At 72.7% G+C, this 15,398-nt stretch carries 15 protein-coding genes; 10 read left to right on the top strand and 5 right to left on the bottom strand.

Features of this window, described 5'->3' with window-relative positions; genetic code table 11:
- Nucleotides 1–25: 25 nt before the first annotated feature.
- Nucleotides 26–148, bottom strand: a complete 123-nt coding sequence (locus ACGFIQ_RS04120) for a 50S ribosomal protein L36 (RefSeq protein WP_357071839.1) — start codon at nucleotides 146–148, stop codon at nucleotides 26–28.
- A gap of 144 nt (nucleotides 149–292) precedes the next feature.
- Here ACGFIQ_RS04120 and ACGFIQ_RS04115 point away from each other — a divergent pair, with 144 nt between their 5' ends.
- The gene (locus ACGFIQ_RS04115; RefSeq protein WP_393238869.1) at nucleotides 293–1,195 is read left to right on the top strand and encodes a lytic polysaccharide monooxygenase; all 903 of its coding nucleotides are present in this window, start codon (nucleotides 293–295) and stop codon (nucleotides 1,193–1,195) included.
- Between the two features lie 19 nt (nucleotides 1,196–1,214).
- Here ACGFIQ_RS04115 and mgrA read toward each other — a convergent pair whose 3' ends face one another.
- Complete coding sequence (gene mgrA, locus ACGFIQ_RS04110; RefSeq protein WP_393238866.1) at nucleotides 1,215–2,210, bottom strand: L-glyceraldehyde 3-phosphate reductase; 996 nt, start codon at nucleotides 2,208–2,210, stop codon at nucleotides 1,215–1,217.
- A 104-nt stretch (nucleotides 2,211–2,314) separates the two neighbouring features.
- Between mgrA and ACGFIQ_RS04105 the strand changes: the two genes are divergently transcribed.
- The 6 genes from ACGFIQ_RS04105 to ACGFIQ_RS04080 are packed head-to-tail and all read left to right on the top strand — an operon-like array spanning nucleotide 2,315 to nucleotide 8,717.
- On the top strand, nucleotides 2,315–2,812 hold the full coding sequence (locus tag ACGFIQ_RS04105; protein WP_393238863.1) for a hemerythrin domain-containing protein: 498 nt from the start codon (nucleotides 2,315–2,317) through the stop codon (nucleotides 2,810–2,812).
- 55 nt (nucleotides 2,813–2,867) lie between these two features.
- On the top strand, nucleotides 2,868–4,112 hold the full coding sequence (locus tag ACGFIQ_RS04100; protein WP_393238860.1) for a sensor histidine kinase: 1,245 nt from the start codon (nucleotides 2,868–2,870) through the stop codon (nucleotides 4,110–4,112).
- On the top strand, nucleotides 4,109–4,759 hold the full coding sequence (locus ACGFIQ_RS04095; RefSeq protein WP_393238858.1) for a response regulator transcription factor: 651 nt from the start codon (nucleotides 4,109–4,111) through the stop codon (nucleotides 4,757–4,759). The genes ACGFIQ_RS04100 and ACGFIQ_RS04095 overlap by 4 nt, the downstream gene beginning before the upstream one ends.
- A gap of 49 nt (nucleotides 4,760–4,808) precedes the next feature.
- Nucleotides 4,809–6,269 carry a sigma 54-interacting transcriptional regulator gene (locus tag ACGFIQ_RS04090; RefSeq protein ID WP_393238855.1) on the top strand — a complete coding sequence of 487 codons (1,461 nt, stop codon included), beginning with the start codon at nucleotides 4,809–4,811 and terminating at the stop codon, nucleotides 6,267–6,269.
- A 2-nt stretch (nucleotides 6,270–6,271) separates the two neighbouring features.
- The gene (locus tag ACGFIQ_RS04085; protein WP_393238852.1) at nucleotides 6,272–8,224 is read left to right on the top strand and encodes a VWA domain-containing protein; all 1,953 of its coding nucleotides are present in this window, start codon (nucleotides 6,272–6,274) and stop codon (nucleotides 8,222–8,224) included.
- 28 nt (nucleotides 8,225–8,252) lie between these two features.
- Nucleotides 8,253–8,717 carry a hypothetical protein gene (locus ACGFIQ_RS04080; RefSeq protein WP_393238849.1) on the top strand — a complete coding sequence of 155 codons (465 nt, stop codon included), beginning with the start codon at nucleotides 8,253–8,255 and terminating at the stop codon, nucleotides 8,715–8,717.
- Between the two features lie 124 nt (nucleotides 8,718–8,841).
- Here the strand turns inward: ACGFIQ_RS04080 and ACGFIQ_RS04075 are convergent, their stop codons facing one another.
- Nucleotides 8,842–9,849: a GlxA family transcriptional regulator gene (locus ACGFIQ_RS04075; protein ID WP_393238846.1), complete on the bottom strand. Its 1,008-nt coding sequence runs from the start codon at nucleotides 9,847–9,849 to the stop codon at nucleotides 8,842–8,844.
- A 52-nt stretch (nucleotides 9,850–9,901) separates the two neighbouring features.
- On the opposite strand from ACGFIQ_RS04075, the gene ACGFIQ_RS04070 reads away from it, so the two are divergent.
- Nucleotides 9,902–11,206: an MFS transporter gene (locus tag ACGFIQ_RS04070; protein ID WP_393238843.1), complete on the top strand. Its 1,305-nt coding sequence runs from the start codon at nucleotides 9,902–9,904 to the stop codon at nucleotides 11,204–11,206.
- A gap of 19 nt (nucleotides 11,207–11,225) precedes the next feature.
- On the opposite strand, the gene ACGFIQ_RS04065 is transcribed toward ACGFIQ_RS04070, so the two are convergent.
- The gene (locus ACGFIQ_RS04065; RefSeq protein ID WP_393238840.1) at nucleotides 11,226–11,933 is read right to left on the bottom strand and encodes an RICIN domain-containing protein; all 708 of its coding nucleotides are present in this window, start codon (nucleotides 11,931–11,933) and stop codon (nucleotides 11,226–11,228) included.
- A 79-nt stretch (nucleotides 11,934–12,012) separates the two neighbouring features.
- Nucleotides 12,013–12,483 (bottom strand): aminoacyl-tRNA deacylase, encoded by a 471-nt coding sequence (locus ACGFIQ_RS04060; protein ID WP_393238837.1) that lies wholly within the window; start codon nucleotides 12,481–12,483, stop codon nucleotides 12,013–12,015.
- A 93-nt stretch (nucleotides 12,484–12,576) separates the two neighbouring features.
- Between ACGFIQ_RS04060 and ACGFIQ_RS04055 the strand changes: the two genes are divergently transcribed.
- Nucleotides 12,577–13,977: an FAD-binding oxidoreductase gene (locus tag ACGFIQ_RS04055; RefSeq protein ID WP_393238834.1), complete on the top strand. Its 1,401-nt coding sequence runs from the start codon at nucleotides 12,577–12,579 to the stop codon at nucleotides 13,975–13,977.
- On the top strand, nucleotides 13,974–15,317 hold the full coding sequence (locus ACGFIQ_RS04050; protein ID WP_393238831.1) for a class I SAM-dependent methyltransferase: 1,344 nt from the start codon (nucleotides 13,974–13,976) through the stop codon (nucleotides 15,315–15,317). Before ACGFIQ_RS04055 ends, ACGFIQ_RS04050 begins: the two co-directional genes overlap by 4 nt.
- Nucleotides 15,318–15,398: the final 81 nt, after the last annotated feature.

Raw genomic sequence — 15,398 nt, 5'->3', positions numbered from 1 at the left:
ACTGTATGTCCGGTAAGGGCGGGGGTCAGCCCTGGCGGCTCTTCCACTGCGGGTTGGCGCGGTTGACCACGACCACCCGGCCACGACGGCGGACCACCACCGAACCCGGCTTCTGCTTCAGTGCACGCAACGAGGTACGTACCTTCATGTCTGCCTCCTCGGTCTCAGCGGTTCCGAGTATCGAAACGCCGCGTCCACCCCGGGGATTCCCGCGACCTGCGTGGGGTCACCAACGGCCGACGTCGAACCTTTGCCCTCCGCCGGCCGTACCAGTGGGCGGGAGGTCAACCTCATGACCGTACGCCGGCTCCTCGCCACGGTGCTGGTCGCTGCCGCGACCGTGCCGCTGGCCGCCACACCCGCCGCCGCGCACGGCGCCCCGACCGACCCGATCAGCCGGGCGGCGGCCTGCGGACCCGAGGGCCGGTACGCGGCCACCGCCGCCTGCCGGGCCGCTGTCGAAGCGGGCGCCGCCGTCCGGGAATGGGACAACGTACGGGTCGCCGCGATCAACGGGCGGGACCGGGAGCGGATCCCGGACGGCGAGCTGTGCAGCGGTGGGTTGTCCGCGTACCGGGGGTTGGACCTGCCCCGCACCGACTGGCCGTCCACCGAGCTGAGCGCGGGCGCGAAGTTCACCTTCCGGTATCGGAGCACCATCGCGCACCGGGGCACCTTCCGGCTCTACGTCACCACGTCCGGCTACGACCCCACAGCGCCACTGACCTGGGCGGACCTCGAAGCACGCCCGTTTCTGACACTCACCGACCCGCCGGTGCGGGCCGGGGCGTACCAGTTGGCGGGGCGGCTGCCGGCGAAGCGCGAGGGTCGACACCTGATCTACACGATCTGGCAGAACTCGAACACCCAGGACACCTACTACTCCTGCTCGGACGTGGTGTTCCGCACGGCGAAGAGCGGTGCGGCGAAGAGCGCCGCGGCCGCGCCGCGTACCACCGCGAGTGGGCCGGCCGCCACCGACCCGGCGGAGGTGGCGGCGGCGGCCGACCCGGGCGTGCCGGTGGCGTCGGTGACCGACCTCGGCGCTCGCTGGCCGGTGCTGGCCGGTGCCGCCACCGTGCTGGTCCTGGCGCTGCTGATCGGCGCGGGGCGGCGACGCCGCGGCGGCACCGCACCGCCGGGCCGGCAGTGCGAGGTGCGCAACCACCGCGTCGGGCGGCGCCGGATCTGGTGACCCGGCCCGCCCGCGCCGGTCAGCCCAGCAGCCCGTCGATCTCGGCCAACTCCTCGGCGGTGAAGTCGAGGTTGTCCAACGCGGCGATGTTCGTCTCCAACTGCGCGACGCTGCTCGCCCCGATGATCAGGCTGGTCATCCGCGGGTCGCGCAGCGCCCACGCGAGTGCGAGCTGGGCCAGGGACTGGCCGCGCCGCTCGGCGACCGCGCCGAGCCCCCGGATGGTGGTCATCTTCTCGTCGCTGAGGTCGCTCTCGTTGAGGAAGACACTCGTGCGCACCCGCGAGTCGGCCGGGATGCCACCCAGGTAGCGGTCGGTCAGCAGCCCCTGGGCCAGTGGGCTGTACGCGATGCACCCCGCGCCGACCCGCTCCAGCGTGTCGAGCAGGCCGTCGGACTCGGTCCAGCGGTTGAGCATCGAGTACGACGGCTGGTTGATCAGCAACGGCGTACCCAGCTCGCCCAGGATCGCCGCGGCGCGCGCGGTCTGCTCCGAGTCGTAGTTGGAGATGCCGACGTAGAGCGCCTTGCCGGAGCGGACGATCGCGTCCAGCGCGCCCATCGTCTCCTCGAGCGGGGTCTCCGGGTCGAACCGGTGCGAGTAGAAGATGTCGACGTAGTCGAGCCCCATCCGGCCCAGCGACTGGTCCAGCGAGGAGATCAGGTTCTTGCGCGAGCCCCACTCACCGTACGGGCCGGGCCACATCAGGTAGCCGGCCTTGCTGGAGATGACCAACTCGTCCCGGTACGGCTTCAGGTCCGTGGCGAGCAGTCGACCGAAGTTCTCCTCCGCCGCGCCGGGTGGCGGCCCGTAGTTGTTGGCCAGGTCGAAGTGGGTGACCCCCAGGTCGAAGGCACGCCGGACGATGTCGCGCTGCCGATCGAACGGGCGGTCCGGGCCGAAGTTGTGCCACAGCCCGAGGGAGACGGCGGGCAGTCGCAGGCCACTGCGTCCGCTGCGCCGGTAGGTCATGGTGTCGTAGCGGTCATCCGCGGCGAGGTAGGTCACGATCATGAGCCTAGCCGCGGTCCGACGTGCCCGAGATCGGGCGTGGGAAGCCGAACATCGGGGTAGTTTCGACGCGACGACCGGCCCCGGCCCCGCGGAAAGTGAGCTACGTGGACGACATCACCGCACTGATCCTGGACGACCACGCCGCCTTCCGGCGCGGCTTCGCCCGCCTCGACGACGCCCGCGACGAGCAGGAGCTGCTCGCCATCTGGGACGCGCTCGCCCTGCACCTGGACATCCACGCCGAGGCGGAGGAGGCGATCCTCTACCCGCACCTGGTCAAGCACGGTGACGACGGCGAGGACGAGACCGCCGACGCGATCGGTGACCACAACAAGATCCGGGACGCCATCGCGGAGGCGAAGCTGCACCCGGTCGGCTCGGACCAGTGGTGGGCGGCGGTCGGCACGGCCCGCCGGGAGAACAGCGAACACCTGGCCGAGGAGGAGGACGAGGCGCTGCCCGACTTCCGCCGGCACGCCAGCACCGAGCTCCGTGCCGAGCTGGGCCAGCGCTGGCTGACCTTCTACGGCGAGCACAAGAACGGGCGCAACCTTCCGTTCCGCGACAAGGACCCACAGCGGTACGTGGCTGACCACCGCTGAGATCTCCCCGGCACGGGGGAGTCGCCGCAGCCGATCCCGGCCGCAGAATGACGGGGTGACCCTCCGCGCGGCACTGGCCCCGCTGGTCGCCGGCACCACCTGGCGACGCGGCGTGTTCCTGCTGCTCGGCGGGGTGCTGGCACTGCCGTACGGGGTGCTCGCGGTGACCTTCGCCCAGATGCTCACCGCCCCGGAGATCCCCCGCTCACTCGTGTACGCGCTGCTGGTCGTCGCGGCGCTGATCGCCGTGGTGCCGCTGCTGCTGGACGGCAGCCGGGCCCTGGAGATCGCCGCCGTACGGGCGTTGCTCGGCGTCGACCTGCCCGAGCCGGCACTGGGGCACCGCGGCGACCGGGAGACCCGACTGCGCAGCGCGCTCTGGATCGCCACCCACCTCATCGTCGGCGCGCTGGTGATGCTCGCGCTGGTCAGTGCCCTGCCGATGGCGTTGGCCTTCATCGCCCAGCAGTTCGGCATCGGCACCGAGCTGACCAGCCGGGAACGGTTCGGTCCGCTGGACGGGCGGGACAGCGGCTGGCTGACCCTGACCGGGGTGGCGATGCTCGTCGGCCTCGGCTATGCCGTCGCGGGGCTCGGCGCGCTCGCCGGTCTGATGGCGCCGGTGCTGCTCGGCCCCGCGCAGGCGGAACGGATCGCCGCCCTGGAGGCGCGGGCCACCCGGCTCGCCGAACGCAATCGGCTGGCCCGGGAGCTGCACGACTCGGTCGGTCACGCGCTGACCGTCGCCACCCTCCAGGCCGGCGCGGCACGCCAGGTCCTCGACACCGACCCGGAATTCGTCCGGCGGGCGCTCACCGCCATCGAAGACGTCGGGCGGACGGCCATGGACGAGCTGGACCACGTGCTCGGGCTGCTCCGGGACGCCGGCGGCGGGACCCGGGCACTGACGCCGCAGCGTACCCTCGCCGACCTGGACCGGCTGGTCACCGACACCCGCGCCGCCGGCCTGACCGTGCACGCGCATCGCGTCGGCGACCCGACGCGGCTGCCCCCGGCGGTCTCCCGCGAGGGCTACCGGATCGTCCAGGAAGGACTGACGAACGCCGCCCGGTACGGCCACGGGCCGGTGACGCTGCGGCTGGACCTGCATCCGGGGGCGCTGGAGTTGGAGCTGGTCAACGCCGTACGCAAGCCCGACCGGGCTGAGCTGGGGCGGCCCGGCCGAGGGCTGGACGGGATGCGGGAGCGGGTGCTGCTGCTCGGCGGCCGGATCACCGTGGGGCCGGACGGCGACCGCTGGCTGATCCGGGCCCGCCTGCCGTACGAGGAGACGACATGACGACCGGGGTGCTGATCGTCGACGACGACGAGTTGATCCGGGTCGGGCTGCGCGCCATCATCGACGCCCAACCCGACCTGCGGGTGCTCGCCGAGGCCGCCGACGGTGCCGAGGTGCCACCGCTTGTCGCCCGGCACCGGCCGGACGTGGTGCTGATGGACGTGCGGATGCCCGGCATCGACGGCATCCAGGCCACCCGGCATCTGCTGGCCACCTCCGCCAACCCGCCCCGGGTGCTGGTGGTCACCACGTTCGCCAACGACGAGTACGTCTACGAGGCGTTGCGCGCCGGAGCCTCCGGTTTCCTGCTCAAACGGGCCCGGCCCGCCGAGGTGGTGGAGGCGGTCCGGGTGGTCGCGGCCGGTGAGTCGCTGCTCTTCCCGGCCGCGATCCGGCAACTGGTCGGGGCGTACGGGCCGGCGGGCGGCGACCGGCTGAGCCGCGCCCGGCTCACCGAACGGGAGGCCGAGGTGCTGCGGTTGATGACCACCGGCCGGTCCAACCCGGAGATCGCCGCGCATCTGGTGGTCGGGGTGGAGACCGTCAAGACGCACGTCGGCAACGTGCTGGCCAAGCTGGGCGCCCGCGACCGCACCCAGGCGGTCATCGCCGCCTACGAGTCCGGCTTCGTCACCCCGTCCGGCTGACCGATCCCCTCCCCTGATGCCCGGGGCACCCGTGCGGATGTGAGCTAGCGTGGGTCTGGTGACTGCGTCTAACCCGGTAATCCCGGTTCCACCGGCCGACCTGCCCGGCACGCTCGGCGCGCTTCGGGCAGCCGGTCACCAGTACCGCACCGTCAAGCAGGAACTCCGCGACAACCTTCTCGCCCGGATGCGCTCCGGCGAGGCCCGTTTCCCCGGCATCGTCGGTTACGACGACAGCGTGCTGCCCGAGGTCGAGCGGGCCCTGCTCGCCGGGCACGACATGGTGTTGCTCGGCGAACGCGGCCAGGGCAAGACCCGACTGATCCGCGCGCTCGGCGCACTGCTCGACGAGTGGACGCCGGTCATCCCCGGCTCGGTGCTCAACGAGCACCCCCTGCACCCGCTCACCCCCGCGTCCCGCGCCCAGGCCGCCGAGGCCGGCGACGACCTGCCGATCGGCTGGCTGCACCGCTCGATGCGCTACGGCGAGAAGCTCGCTACCCCGGACACCAGCGTCGGCGACCTGATCGGTGACGTCGACCCGATCCGGATCGCCCAGGGCCGCACCCTCGGCGACCCGGAGACCATCCACTTCGGGCTGGTGCCGCGTACCAACCGGGGCATCTTCGCCGTCAACGAGCTGCCCGACCTGGCCGAACGCATCCAGGTTGCGCTGCTCAACGTGTTGGAGGAGCGGGACATCCAGGTTCGCGGCTACCAGCTGCGGCTGCCGCTGGACCTGCTCCTGGTGGCCAGCGCCAACCCGGACGACTACACCAACCGGGGCCGGATCATCACCCCGCTCAAGGATCGGTTCGGCGCGGAGATCCGTACCCACTACCCGGTCGACCTGGAGTTGGAGCTGGCGTTGATCCGGCAGGAGGCCGACCTGGTCGCCGCCGTGCCGGAGCACGTGCTGGAGGTGCTGGCCCGCTTCGCCCGCGCGGTGCGCGAGTCGCCCTCGGTGGACCCGCGCTCCGGTGTCTCCGCCCGGTTCGCCATCGCCGCCGCCGAGACGGTCGCCGGTGCCGCGCTGCGCCGCGCCGGCCTGCTCGCCGGTGCCGGCACCCCGCAGGGCCGCCCCGAGGCCGCGGTGGCCCGGGTCGGCGACGCGGTGTCGGTGACCAGCACGCTGCGCGGCAAGGTGGAGTTCGAGAGCGGCGAGGAGGGGCGGGAGATCGAGATCCTCGCCCACCTGCTGCGTACCGCGACCGCCGAGACGTTCCGCGCCCACCTGGCCGGGCTGGACCTGTCCGGCTTCACCGCGCTCGTCGAGGACGGCGCGGCGATCGAGACCGGTGAACTGGTCAGCGCCGCCGAGCTGCTGCGGCAGGTCGGCACCGTGCCCGGCCTGGCGAAGGTCCTCGACCGGCTCGACCTGGGCGACGCGCCCACCCCGGAGGAGGCGGCCGCCGCCGTCGAGTTCGTGCTGGAGGGGCTGCACCTGACCCGGCGGCTCGGCAAGGACGTCACCGACTCGGGGCGCACCGTCTACGGCGGTCGGGGCTGACCATGGCCGGCAACCGGTTCCGGTACGGGCAGTGGAACGGCGGGCCCGACCCGCTGGCACCCCCGTACGACGTGCGTGAGGCGGTGGACGCGGTCGGCGCCGAGGTGCTGGCCGGCGGCAGCCTGCGGGAGGCGCTGCGCGACCTGCTGCGCCGGGGCCCGCAGGGGCGGGGCGGGCTGGACGACCTGGCCGCCCGTGCTCGGCGGCTGCGCCGGGAGGCACTGCGGCGCGGCGACCTGGACGGCGCGGTGACCAGGGCTCGGGCACTGCTCGACCAGGCCCTCGCCGCCGAGCGGGACGAGCTGCGCGGTCGCGACGACGACGCCGCGCGGTTCGCCGAGTCGGTGCTGGACAACCTGCCCCGCTCGACCGCGCGGGCGGTGGAGGAGCTGTCCGGCTACCAGTGGGCCAGCGAGGACGCCCGTCGGTCGTACCAGCAGATCCTCGACCAGCTGCGTGACGACGTGCTCGGTCAGCGCTTCGCCGGGTTGCGCGACGCGGTACGCGCGTCCGCCGACCCGGCCGCCCAGCAGCGGCTCGCCGAGATGATGAGCGACCTGAACGACCTGCTGGCCCGGCACGGCCGTGCGGAGGACACCACCGACGCGTTCGCCGAGTTCATGCGCCGCCACGGCGACTTCTTTCCGGAGCAGCCGGAGACCGTCGACGAGCTGATCGACGTGCTGGCCCGCCGCTCGGCGGCCGGTGAGCGGTTGATGAACTCGCTCTCCGACCGGCAGCGCGCCGAGCTGGCCGGTCTGATGCAGCAGTCGCTCGGCGACCGCCTCGCGGGTGAGCTGTCCGCGCTCGACGCCAACCTGCGGGCGCTGCGCCCCGACCTGCGCTGGGGGCGCGGCGAGCGGGTCCGGGGTGAACAACCACTGGGCTACGCCGACGCGGCCGGCGCGCTGGGTGAGATCGGCGAGCTGGACGACCTGCTGGACCAGCTCGACCAGGAACATCCGGGGGCGACCCTGGACGACGTCGACGTCGACGCGGTGGCCCGCACGCTGGGGCGGGACGCCGCCGACGACGTCCGCCGACTACGCGATATGGAGCGGGAGCTGCGCCGGCAGGGCTGGGTGAGCCGGGACGCCGAAGGGCTCACGCTGAGCCCGAAGGCGCTGCGCCGGCTCGGCGGTACCGCACTGCGACGGGTCTTCTCCGATCTGACCGCCGGGCCGCGCGGCCAGCACGACCTGCGTTCGGCGGGAGCCGCCGGCGAGGTCAGTGGTGCGTCCAGGCCCTGGGAGTACGGCGACGAGCAGCCACTGGACGTGGTCCGGACGCTGACCCGGGCGGTCAGCCGGGCCGGGCCGACGGTTCCGGTGCAGCTCGCGGTGGACGACTTCGAGGTGGTGGAGACCGAGAAGCGGGCCTCGGCCGCGGTGGTGCTCTGCGTCGACCTGTCGTACTCGATGATCTCGCAGGGTCGTTGGGGGCCGATGAAGCAGACCGCCCTGGCGTTGGCGCACCTGATGGAGACGCGCTTCCCACAGGACGCCCTACAGATCGTGGGCTTCGGCCGGGAGGCGGTGACGCTCACCCAGCAGGAGTTGGCGGCCGTCGAGCCGGACGGGGAACAGGGCACCAACCTCCAGCACGCGTTGCGGCTGGCGGGGCGGCACCTGCGCCGGCACCCGGACGCCGAACCCGTGGTGTTGGTGGTCACCGACGGGGAGCCCACGGCCCACCTGGACCCGGACGACGGGGAGGCGCTGTTCCACTGGCCACCGCTGCCGGAGACGATCGAGGTGACGGTCCGCGAGGTGGACCGGCTGAGTCGCTACGGCGCCACGCTCAACCTGTTCATGCTCGGCGACGACCCGGGCCTGCGACGCTTCGTCGACGCGGTGGCCCGCCGCAGCCGTGGCCGCATGTTCACCCCGGAAGCCGGCGACCTCGGCGAGTACGTGGTGAGCGACTACCTCCGCTCCCGCCAATCCCGCCGCTAAGTCCCGGCGGGGCCTGTTGACTGGGGGAATGGAGAGCGGGGGATTGCGGCGGGCTTACGGCGCCCTGTTCGCGGAGGTCGACGCAGGCGGGTTCGGTCCGGCTCCGGAGGGGCAGCTCAGCGCCGAGCAGATCGTCGCGCACCTGGTCGCCAACGACGAGCTGATGATCCAGGCCACCGAGGCGCTGCTGGCCGGGTCACCGTTCGCCTACTACGAGCTGGAGGAGGACATGCACCGTCCGCAGCTCGACGCGCTCGCCGCCGAGCAGGGTGGTCTGCGGGGTCTGACCGCGCTGCTGCACGGCACCAGCGGCCGGCTGTGCGGGCTGGTCGACAGGCTCGGCCTCGCCGCCGAGACCCCGGTCGCGACGCACCTACGCGAGGGCTTCGACCTCGTCGTCGACGAGCCGCTGCCCTGGTCCCGCACCCTGGACCTGCACATGCGGGTGCACCTCCCCAAACACCAGTCCCAGCTGCACCTGCTCCGCTCCTGAAGCGGGCGTCGGGCATCGCGCTCAAAGTGCGGTGCCCTGGGCGGTGGCTTCGGGCCCCGGCGGCAGGACCGCCCCGGTGGCGGGGCTGCGCGGCTGGGGTGCGTGGCGAGGGTGCCGGGCGGGATCAGCCGCCGATCAGCTCGCTTCGCGGGTGGAAGGTGCGGCGGTAGGTCGAGGGCGCTACGCCGATGCGTTGGTGGAGTTGCTGGCGTAGGGCGGCGGTGGTGCCGAAACCCGAGCGGTGGGCGATCTGGTCGACGCTGAGGTCGGTCGTCTCCAGCAGCAGCCGCGCGTGGTCGGTGCGCTGTTGCAGCAGCCACTGGGCCGGGCTCAGGCCGGTCTCCGAGCGGAAGCGCCGGGTGAAGGTGCGCACGCTCATCCGCGCCTGTTCGGCCAGGTCGCGGAGCGCGATCGGTTCGTGCAGCCGCTGCCGCGCCCACTCCCGGGCGCCCGCCGTGCTGGTGTCGGTCGCCTTCGGCACCGGCTGCTCGATGTACTGCGCCTGGCCGCCGTCGCGCCACGGTGGCATCACACAGCGGCGGGCCGCCCGGTTGGCCACCTCGCTGCCGTGGTCGAGGCGGATGACGTGCAGGCAGAGGTCGATGCCGGCGGCGACTCCGGCCGAGGTGAGCACCCGGTCGTCGGCGATGAAGAGCACATCCGGGTCGAGGTGCACCTGGCCGTGCAGGTGGCGGAACCGCTCGGCGTACGCCCAGTGGGTGGTCGCCCGCCGCCCGTCGAGGAGCCCGGCGGCCGCGAGCACGAACGCGCCGGTGCAGATCGACATGATTCGGGCACCTCGCTCGTACGCCGCCCGCAGCGCCTCGATCACCTCCGGCTCGACGGTGCCCGAGGCCAACGTGGAGCTGTCGTGGATGCCCGGGACGATCACCGTGTCGGCGGTGTCGAGCAGCTCCAGACCATGGTCGGGGAGCACCTGGAACCCGCCGGTGCTGCGGACCGGCCGGCCGCCCGGTGTGCACACCCGGACGTCGTAGAAGTGCGTGTCGTCGGCGGCCCGGGCGGTGCTGAAGACCTGGGACGGGGTGCCCAGGTCCAGGCCGACCACGTGGTCCAGGGCGAGTACGGCGATCCGGTGCGGGCGAGCGCTCATGGCCCGATTATTGCGCATGATGGCTTTCCGGCCACTCGTCGAGGTGAGCGACCGGACCCAGACTTGTTCCGTGACCAAGAACCGCCTTCTGCATCCCGCCTGGCTGGTCGCCGCCGTCGCCTTCGTGGCGCTGGTCGGCGCGGCCGGCTTCCGCGCCACCCCGTCGGTGCTGCTGCACCCGCTGCACGAGGAGTTCGGCTGGCCGCTGGCCACCATCTCCGCCGCCGTGTCGGTCAACCTGCTGCTCTACGGGCTCACCGCGCCGTTCGCCGCCGCCCTGATGGACCGGTTCGGCATCCGCCGGGTGGTCTCGGTGGCGCTGCTGCTGGTCGCCGCCGGCAGTGGGCTGACCGTCTTCATGAACGCCAGCTGGCAACTGCTGCTCTGCTGGGGTGTGCTGGTCGGGCTGGGCACCGGCTCGATGGCGCTGGCGTTCGTGGCCACCATCACCGGGCGCTGGTTCGTGCACCGCAGGGGCCTCGTCACCGGAGTGCTGACCGCCGGTGGGGCGGCCGGCCAACTGGTGTTCCTGCCACTGATCGCCATCCTGGTCCGCGACCACGGCTGGCGTACCGCCGCGCTCGTCGTGGCCGGAGCCGCACTGGCGGTCGTACCCCTGGTGGTGTGGTTGCTGCGCGAGCACCCGGCGGATCTCGGCCTGCCCGCCTACGGGGCGACCGAGGTCGTCGCGGCGCCGCCGGCGACCGGCGGCGCGGCGAGCCGGGCGCTGGGCGCGCTGACGACCGCGGCCCGGACCCGGCCGTTCTGGCTGCTGGCCGGCGGGTTCGCGATCTGCGGGGCGACCACCAACGGCCTGGTCGGTACGCACTTCGTGCCGGCCGCGCACGACCACGGCATGCCCCAGACCACGGCCGCGGGGCTGCTCGCCCTGGTGGGGCTGTTCGACATCGTCGGGACCATCGCCTCCGGCTGGCTCACCGACCGGGTGGACAGCCGGTTGCTGCTCGGCATGTACTACGCGCTGCGGGGGGCGTCGCTGCTGGTCCTGCCGAGCCTGTTCACCGGCACCACCGAGCCGAGCATGCTGGTGTTCATCGTCTTCTACGGGCTGGACTGGGTGGCCACCGTGCCGCCGACGGTGGCGCTGTGCCGGGAGTACTTCGGTGGCGCCGGGGCGGTGGTGTTCGGTTGGGTGTTCGCCGCCCACCAGTTCGGCGCGGCCCTCGCCGCGACAGCTGCGGGGCTGGTGCGGGACCGCCTCGGCGACTACGCGGTGGCCTGGTACGTGGCCGGAGCGCTGTCGATCGGCGCCGCCGGGCTGTCGCTGCTGCTGCGTCGGAGGCCGGGCCAAGGGGTTCCGGAGGCCGTGCTGGCCGCCGCGACCGCACCGAAGGCGTGGCGGTTCCAGGGCTGAGACGGCACGGGTCGGGCGGTCAGCCCAGGGTCCACTGCTGGGCTGGCCCGCTGTCGCAGGGCCGCTGCCGGATGTCGTCGCCGGCCTGGGTGCCCTCGTCGTCGGCCTGGGCGCACTTGCCGCTGTGCACCGCGACCATCAGCACCGGGCCGGCGCCTGTGGAGTTCAGCCGCCACTGCTGGTTGGCCCCACCGTGGCAGGGAAACTGCATCAGCGGCGCGCCGTCGTCCTGGCTGCCACCCTCGACGTCGAGACACTGCCCGGACGCGGCGTTGGCCACCGTCGACACCTCCGGGCCGACCGGGGTGATCACCCAATCCTGCGCCGGGTCGCCGGTGCAGACCGCCAGGTGGGCCTTCGCCTGCTGGCCTTCGCCATAGAGCCCCAGGCAGAGGCCCGAGTCGGCCTTGAACACCCGGGCCCCGGTCAGCGGCTCGGTGGGTGCGCTCGGGCTCGGCTCGCCCGCCGCGGCGGTGGGCGCCCCGGCGGAGGACGAGGCCCCGACCGTCGCCGGCACGCTCGGCTCGTCACCGTCGAGGAGCCCGGTGGCGAAGACCACCCCGAGGACTATGCCGACCAGCCCGACCGCCAGCGCCAACCGCAACAGCGGATCGGCCAGTGGACCGGATCGTGCCGCCCGTCGGCTGCCGCCGTAGACGGTGCCGGTAGGGGTTGGGCGGCGTTCCTCGCCGGTGGGGTCGGGGCGGCGTTCCTCGGGCGCGGACATAGCCGCCATCCTCACCCACGGCCGGCGGCGACGGCCAATCGGTGGGTCGGCCGACAACCCGGACCGGCGCGGACAGCGGTCAGCGGGTGGGCTGCGGGTCGGTGACGTCGGCCACGGTGGCGTCGAGGGCGGCGATGGCGGCGTCGGCGTCGAGCGCGATGGCCAGGCCACGTTCCCCGGCGCCCAGCGTGATCTCCCGGCCGCGCAGCCGTTCGTCGGCGATCACCGGCCAGGCCGTGCTCGCGCCGAACGGGGTGATGGTGCCGCGCTCGTAGCCGGTCGCGGCCAGGGCGCCGGCAGCGTCCGGCATGGAGAGTCGGTGCACCCCGAGCAGGGTGCGCAGCTTGGGCCAGGACACGACCCGGTCGCCGGGGGTGAGGACGAACACGTGATCATCGGCACTGCGGCGGACCACGATTGTCTTCACCACGTCGGGGATCGCGACTCCCCGGGCTGCGGCGGCCTCCGCGAGACTGCCGACCGCACCGTGGCTGACCAGCCGATATGACAATCCGGCGGCGTTCAGGGCGGTGATCGCGGGCGATGGCATGCCCGCCACGGTAACCGTCCGGCCCCCGCTCGGACGGGAAACTGCCCCGGCCGACATCCCACGGTTTCGCGAGTACGCGCGTAAGGTGATCACATGCGCGCTGAGCGTGTGGATCACCACCCCATTGACCATGATCAAGCGGTGGACACGTTGCGGCGGTCGTACGCCGCAGTGCCCACGGGCGAGCCTGTCCGGCTGGCCAAACGCACCTCCAACCTGTTCCGCCCCCGGTCCGCACCCCGGGCTCCGGGGCTCGACGTGAGTGGCCTGAACGGCGTGCTGTCGGTCGACCCGGCCGGGCGTACCGCCGACGTGCAGGGCATGTGCACCTACGAGGACCTGGTCGACGCGACGCTGCCGCACGGGCTGATGCCGCTCGTGGTGCCGCAGTTGCGCACCATCACGCTGGGTGGCGCGGTGACGGGCCTCGGGATCGAGTCGACCACGTTCCGCAACGGCCTGCCGCACGAGTCGGTCCGGGAGATGGACATCCTCACCGGCTCCGGTGAGATCGTCACCGTCCGACCCGACGGCGAGCACGCCGACCTGTTCACCGCGTTCCCCAACTCGCTGGGCAGCCTCGGCTATGCCACCCGGTTGCGCATCGAGCTGCAACCGATCGGCCGGTACGTGTCGTTGCGCAACGTCCGGTTCACCCGACTGGAGGCGCTCACCGACGCCATCGCCGAGGTCACCGCGACCCGGTCCTGGGCCGGCGAGACGGTCGACGCGATGGACGGGGTGATGTTCAGCCCCGGCGAGGCGTACCTGGTGTTCGCCAGGTTCACCGACACGGCCGACCCGCCCAGCGACTACACCGGTCAGGCGATCTACTACCGGTCGCTGCGCCAGCGCACCCGGGACGTGCTCACCGCGTACGACTATCTCTGGCGCTGGGACACCGACTGGTTCTGGTGCTCGGCGGCGTTCGGTGCGCAGCACCCGGTCGTGCGCAGGCTCTGGCCGGCGCGGTACCGGCGCAGCGACGTCTACCACCGACTGGTCCGCCTCGAGCACCGGCATCACGTGGCGGCCCGGATCGACCGGCTGCGTGGGCAGCCGGCCCGGGAGCGGGTCGTGCAGGACGTGGAGATCCCGCTGGGCCAGGCGGCCGAATTCCTGCGCTGGTTCGCCGGCGCGGTGGGGATGACCCCGGTGTGGTTGTGTCCGCTGCGACTGCGCGAGCCGGCGGGCGCCGGATCGGCGCGGGCCTGGCCGCTGTATCCACTCCGGCCGGGGCAGGACTACCTCAACATTGGGTTCTGGGGGACCGTGCCGATCGCGCCGGGCGCCGCCGACGGCGACGTCAACCGCACGATCGAACGCAGGGTGTCGGAGTTGGGCGGGCACAAGTCGCTCTACTCCGACGCGTACTACGACCGGGACGCCTTCGATCGCCTGTACGGCGGCGACGCGTGGCGGGCGGTGAAAGACCGCTACGACCCGGACCACCGGCTGACGGGACTGTACGAAAAGGCGGTAGCACGAGCATGAGCCTGACCGACAGAGATCAGGGGGCGGCGAGCGTCCCCGCCACCCCGCCGGCGGGGGGCCGGCAGACGGGTCCGACCGTGGCGGATGTCATCCGCGCGGTCACCGCCGGGCCGTTGCCGGTGCGGATCACCGGGTACGACGGCAGTTCCGTCGGCCCGTCCGACGCCGGCATCACCCTGGCGATCCGTTCCGAGCGGGGTTTGTCCTACCTGCTCACCGCCCCCGGCGACCTGGGCATGGCCCGGGCCTACGTCAGTGGTGACCTGGCGTTGCAGGGGGTGCACCCGGGTGACCCGTACGAGGCGTTGCGGGTGCTCAAGGACGAGTTGCGCCTGCGCCCACCGTCGCTTGCCGACGGGTTGGCGCTGGTCCGTGGGCTGGGCTGGGAGCGGCTGATGCCGCCACCGGCACCACCGCAGGAGGCGTTGCCGCGGTGGAAGCGGGTGATGAACGGGCTGCGGCACTCGCGGGTGCGCGACAGCACGGCGATCTCGCACCACTACGACGTCTCCAACGCCTTCTACGAGAAGGTGCTCGGCCCGTCGATGACGTACACCTGCGCGGTCTACCGGTCTCCGGACGACACGCTGGAGCAGGCCCAGGCTGCGAAGTACGACCTGGTCGCCGGCAAGCTGGCGCTCAAGAAGGGGATGCGGCTGCTGGACGTGGGTTGCGGTTGGGGCGGCATGGTCCGGCACGCCGCCCGCGAGTACGGCGTGAAGGCGCTCGGGGTGACCCTGTCGAAGGCGCAGGCGCAGTGGGCGCAGGCGGCGATCGAGCGGGAGGGGCTGACCGGGCTGGCCGAGGTGCGGCACCTGGACTACCGGGACGCGCCGGCGGAGCAGTTCGACGCCATCTCCTCGATCGGTCTGACCGAGCACATCGGGGTGCGCAACTACCCGACCTACTTCGGGGCGTTGCGGTCCCGGCTGCGGACCGGGGGTCGGCTGCTCAACCACACCATCACGCGTGCGGACAATCGGGCGCCGCACCGCTCCGGCGCGTTCATCGACAGGTACGTCTTCCCGGACGGCGAGTTGGCCGGCCCGGGCCGGCTGATCAGCGAGGTGCACGACGCCGGGTTGGAGGTGCACCACGAGGAGAATCTGCGCCAGCACTACGCGCTGACGCTTGCCGCCTGGTGCCGCAACCTGGTGGAGCACTGGGACTTCTGCGTCTCCGAGGTGGGTGCGGGCACGGCCCGGGTGTGGGGGTTGTACATGGCCGGGTCCCGGATGGCGTTCGAACGCAACGGCATCCAGCTGCACCAGGTGCTGGCCACGCACAACGGCCCGGACGGCGTGAACGGCTACCCGTTGCGGCCCGACTGGTTGCCCTGACCATCTGCTGAGCGTCGCCTGAAGCCGTGCCGAGGAAAGTCGGCACGGCTTCTCGCGAACCGATTGACAAACAGATTTTGT

The sequence above is a fragment of the Micromonospora sp. NPDC048898 genome (assembly GCF_043198035.1).
GTDB lineage: Bacteria > Actinomycetota > Actinomycetes > Mycobacteriales > Micromonosporaceae > Micromonospora.
This window is presented reverse-complemented; position numbering and strand designations above follow the sequence as displayed.

What these genes read in the sequence shown, in the direction of transcription:
- ACGFIQ_RS04120 (WP_357071839.1), bottom strand. Translation starts at nt 148, where the DNA reads ATGAAGGTACGTACCTCGTTGCGTGCACTGAAGCAGAAGCCGGGTTCG.
- ACGFIQ_RS04115 (WP_393238869.1), top strand. Translation starts at nt 293, where the DNA reads ATGACCGTACGCCGGCTCCTCGCCACGGTGCTGGTCGCTGCCGCGACC.
- mgrA (WP_393238866.1), bottom strand. Translation starts at nt 2,210, where the DNA reads ATGATCGTGACCTACCTCGCCGCGGATGACCGCTACGACACCATGACC.
- ACGFIQ_RS04095 (WP_393238858.1), top strand. Translation starts at nt 4,109, where the DNA reads ATGACGACCGGGGTGCTGATCGTCGACGACGACGAGTTGATCCGGGTC.
- ACGFIQ_RS04085 (WP_393238852.1), top strand. Translation starts at nt 6,272, where the DNA reads ATGGCCGGCAACCGGTTCCGGTACGGGCAGTGGAACGGCGGGCCCGAC.
- ACGFIQ_RS04080 (WP_393238849.1), top strand. Translation starts at nt 8,253, where the DNA reads ATGGAGAGCGGGGGATTGCGGCGGGCTTACGGCGCCCTGTTCGCGGAG.
- ACGFIQ_RS04075 (WP_393238846.1), bottom strand. Translation starts at nt 9,849, where the DNA reads ATGCGCAATAATCGGGCCATGAGCGCTCGCCCGCACCGGATCGCCGTA.
- ACGFIQ_RS04065 (WP_393238840.1), bottom strand. Translation starts at nt 11,933, where the DNA reads ATGTCCGCGCCCGAGGAACGCCGCCCCGACCCCACCGGCGAGGAACGC.
- ACGFIQ_RS04060 (WP_393238837.1), bottom strand. Translation starts at nt 12,483, where the DNA reads ATGCCATCGCCCGCGATCACCGCCCTGAACGCCGCCGGATTGTCATAT.
- ACGFIQ_RS04055 (WP_393238834.1), top strand. Translation starts at nt 12,577, where the DNA reads ATGCGCGCTGAGCGTGTGGATCACCACCCCATTGACCATGATCAAGCG.
- ACGFIQ_RS04050 (WP_393238831.1), top strand. Translation starts at nt 13,974, where the DNA reads ATGAGCCTGACCGACAGAGATCAGGGGGCGGCGAGCGTCCCCGCCACC.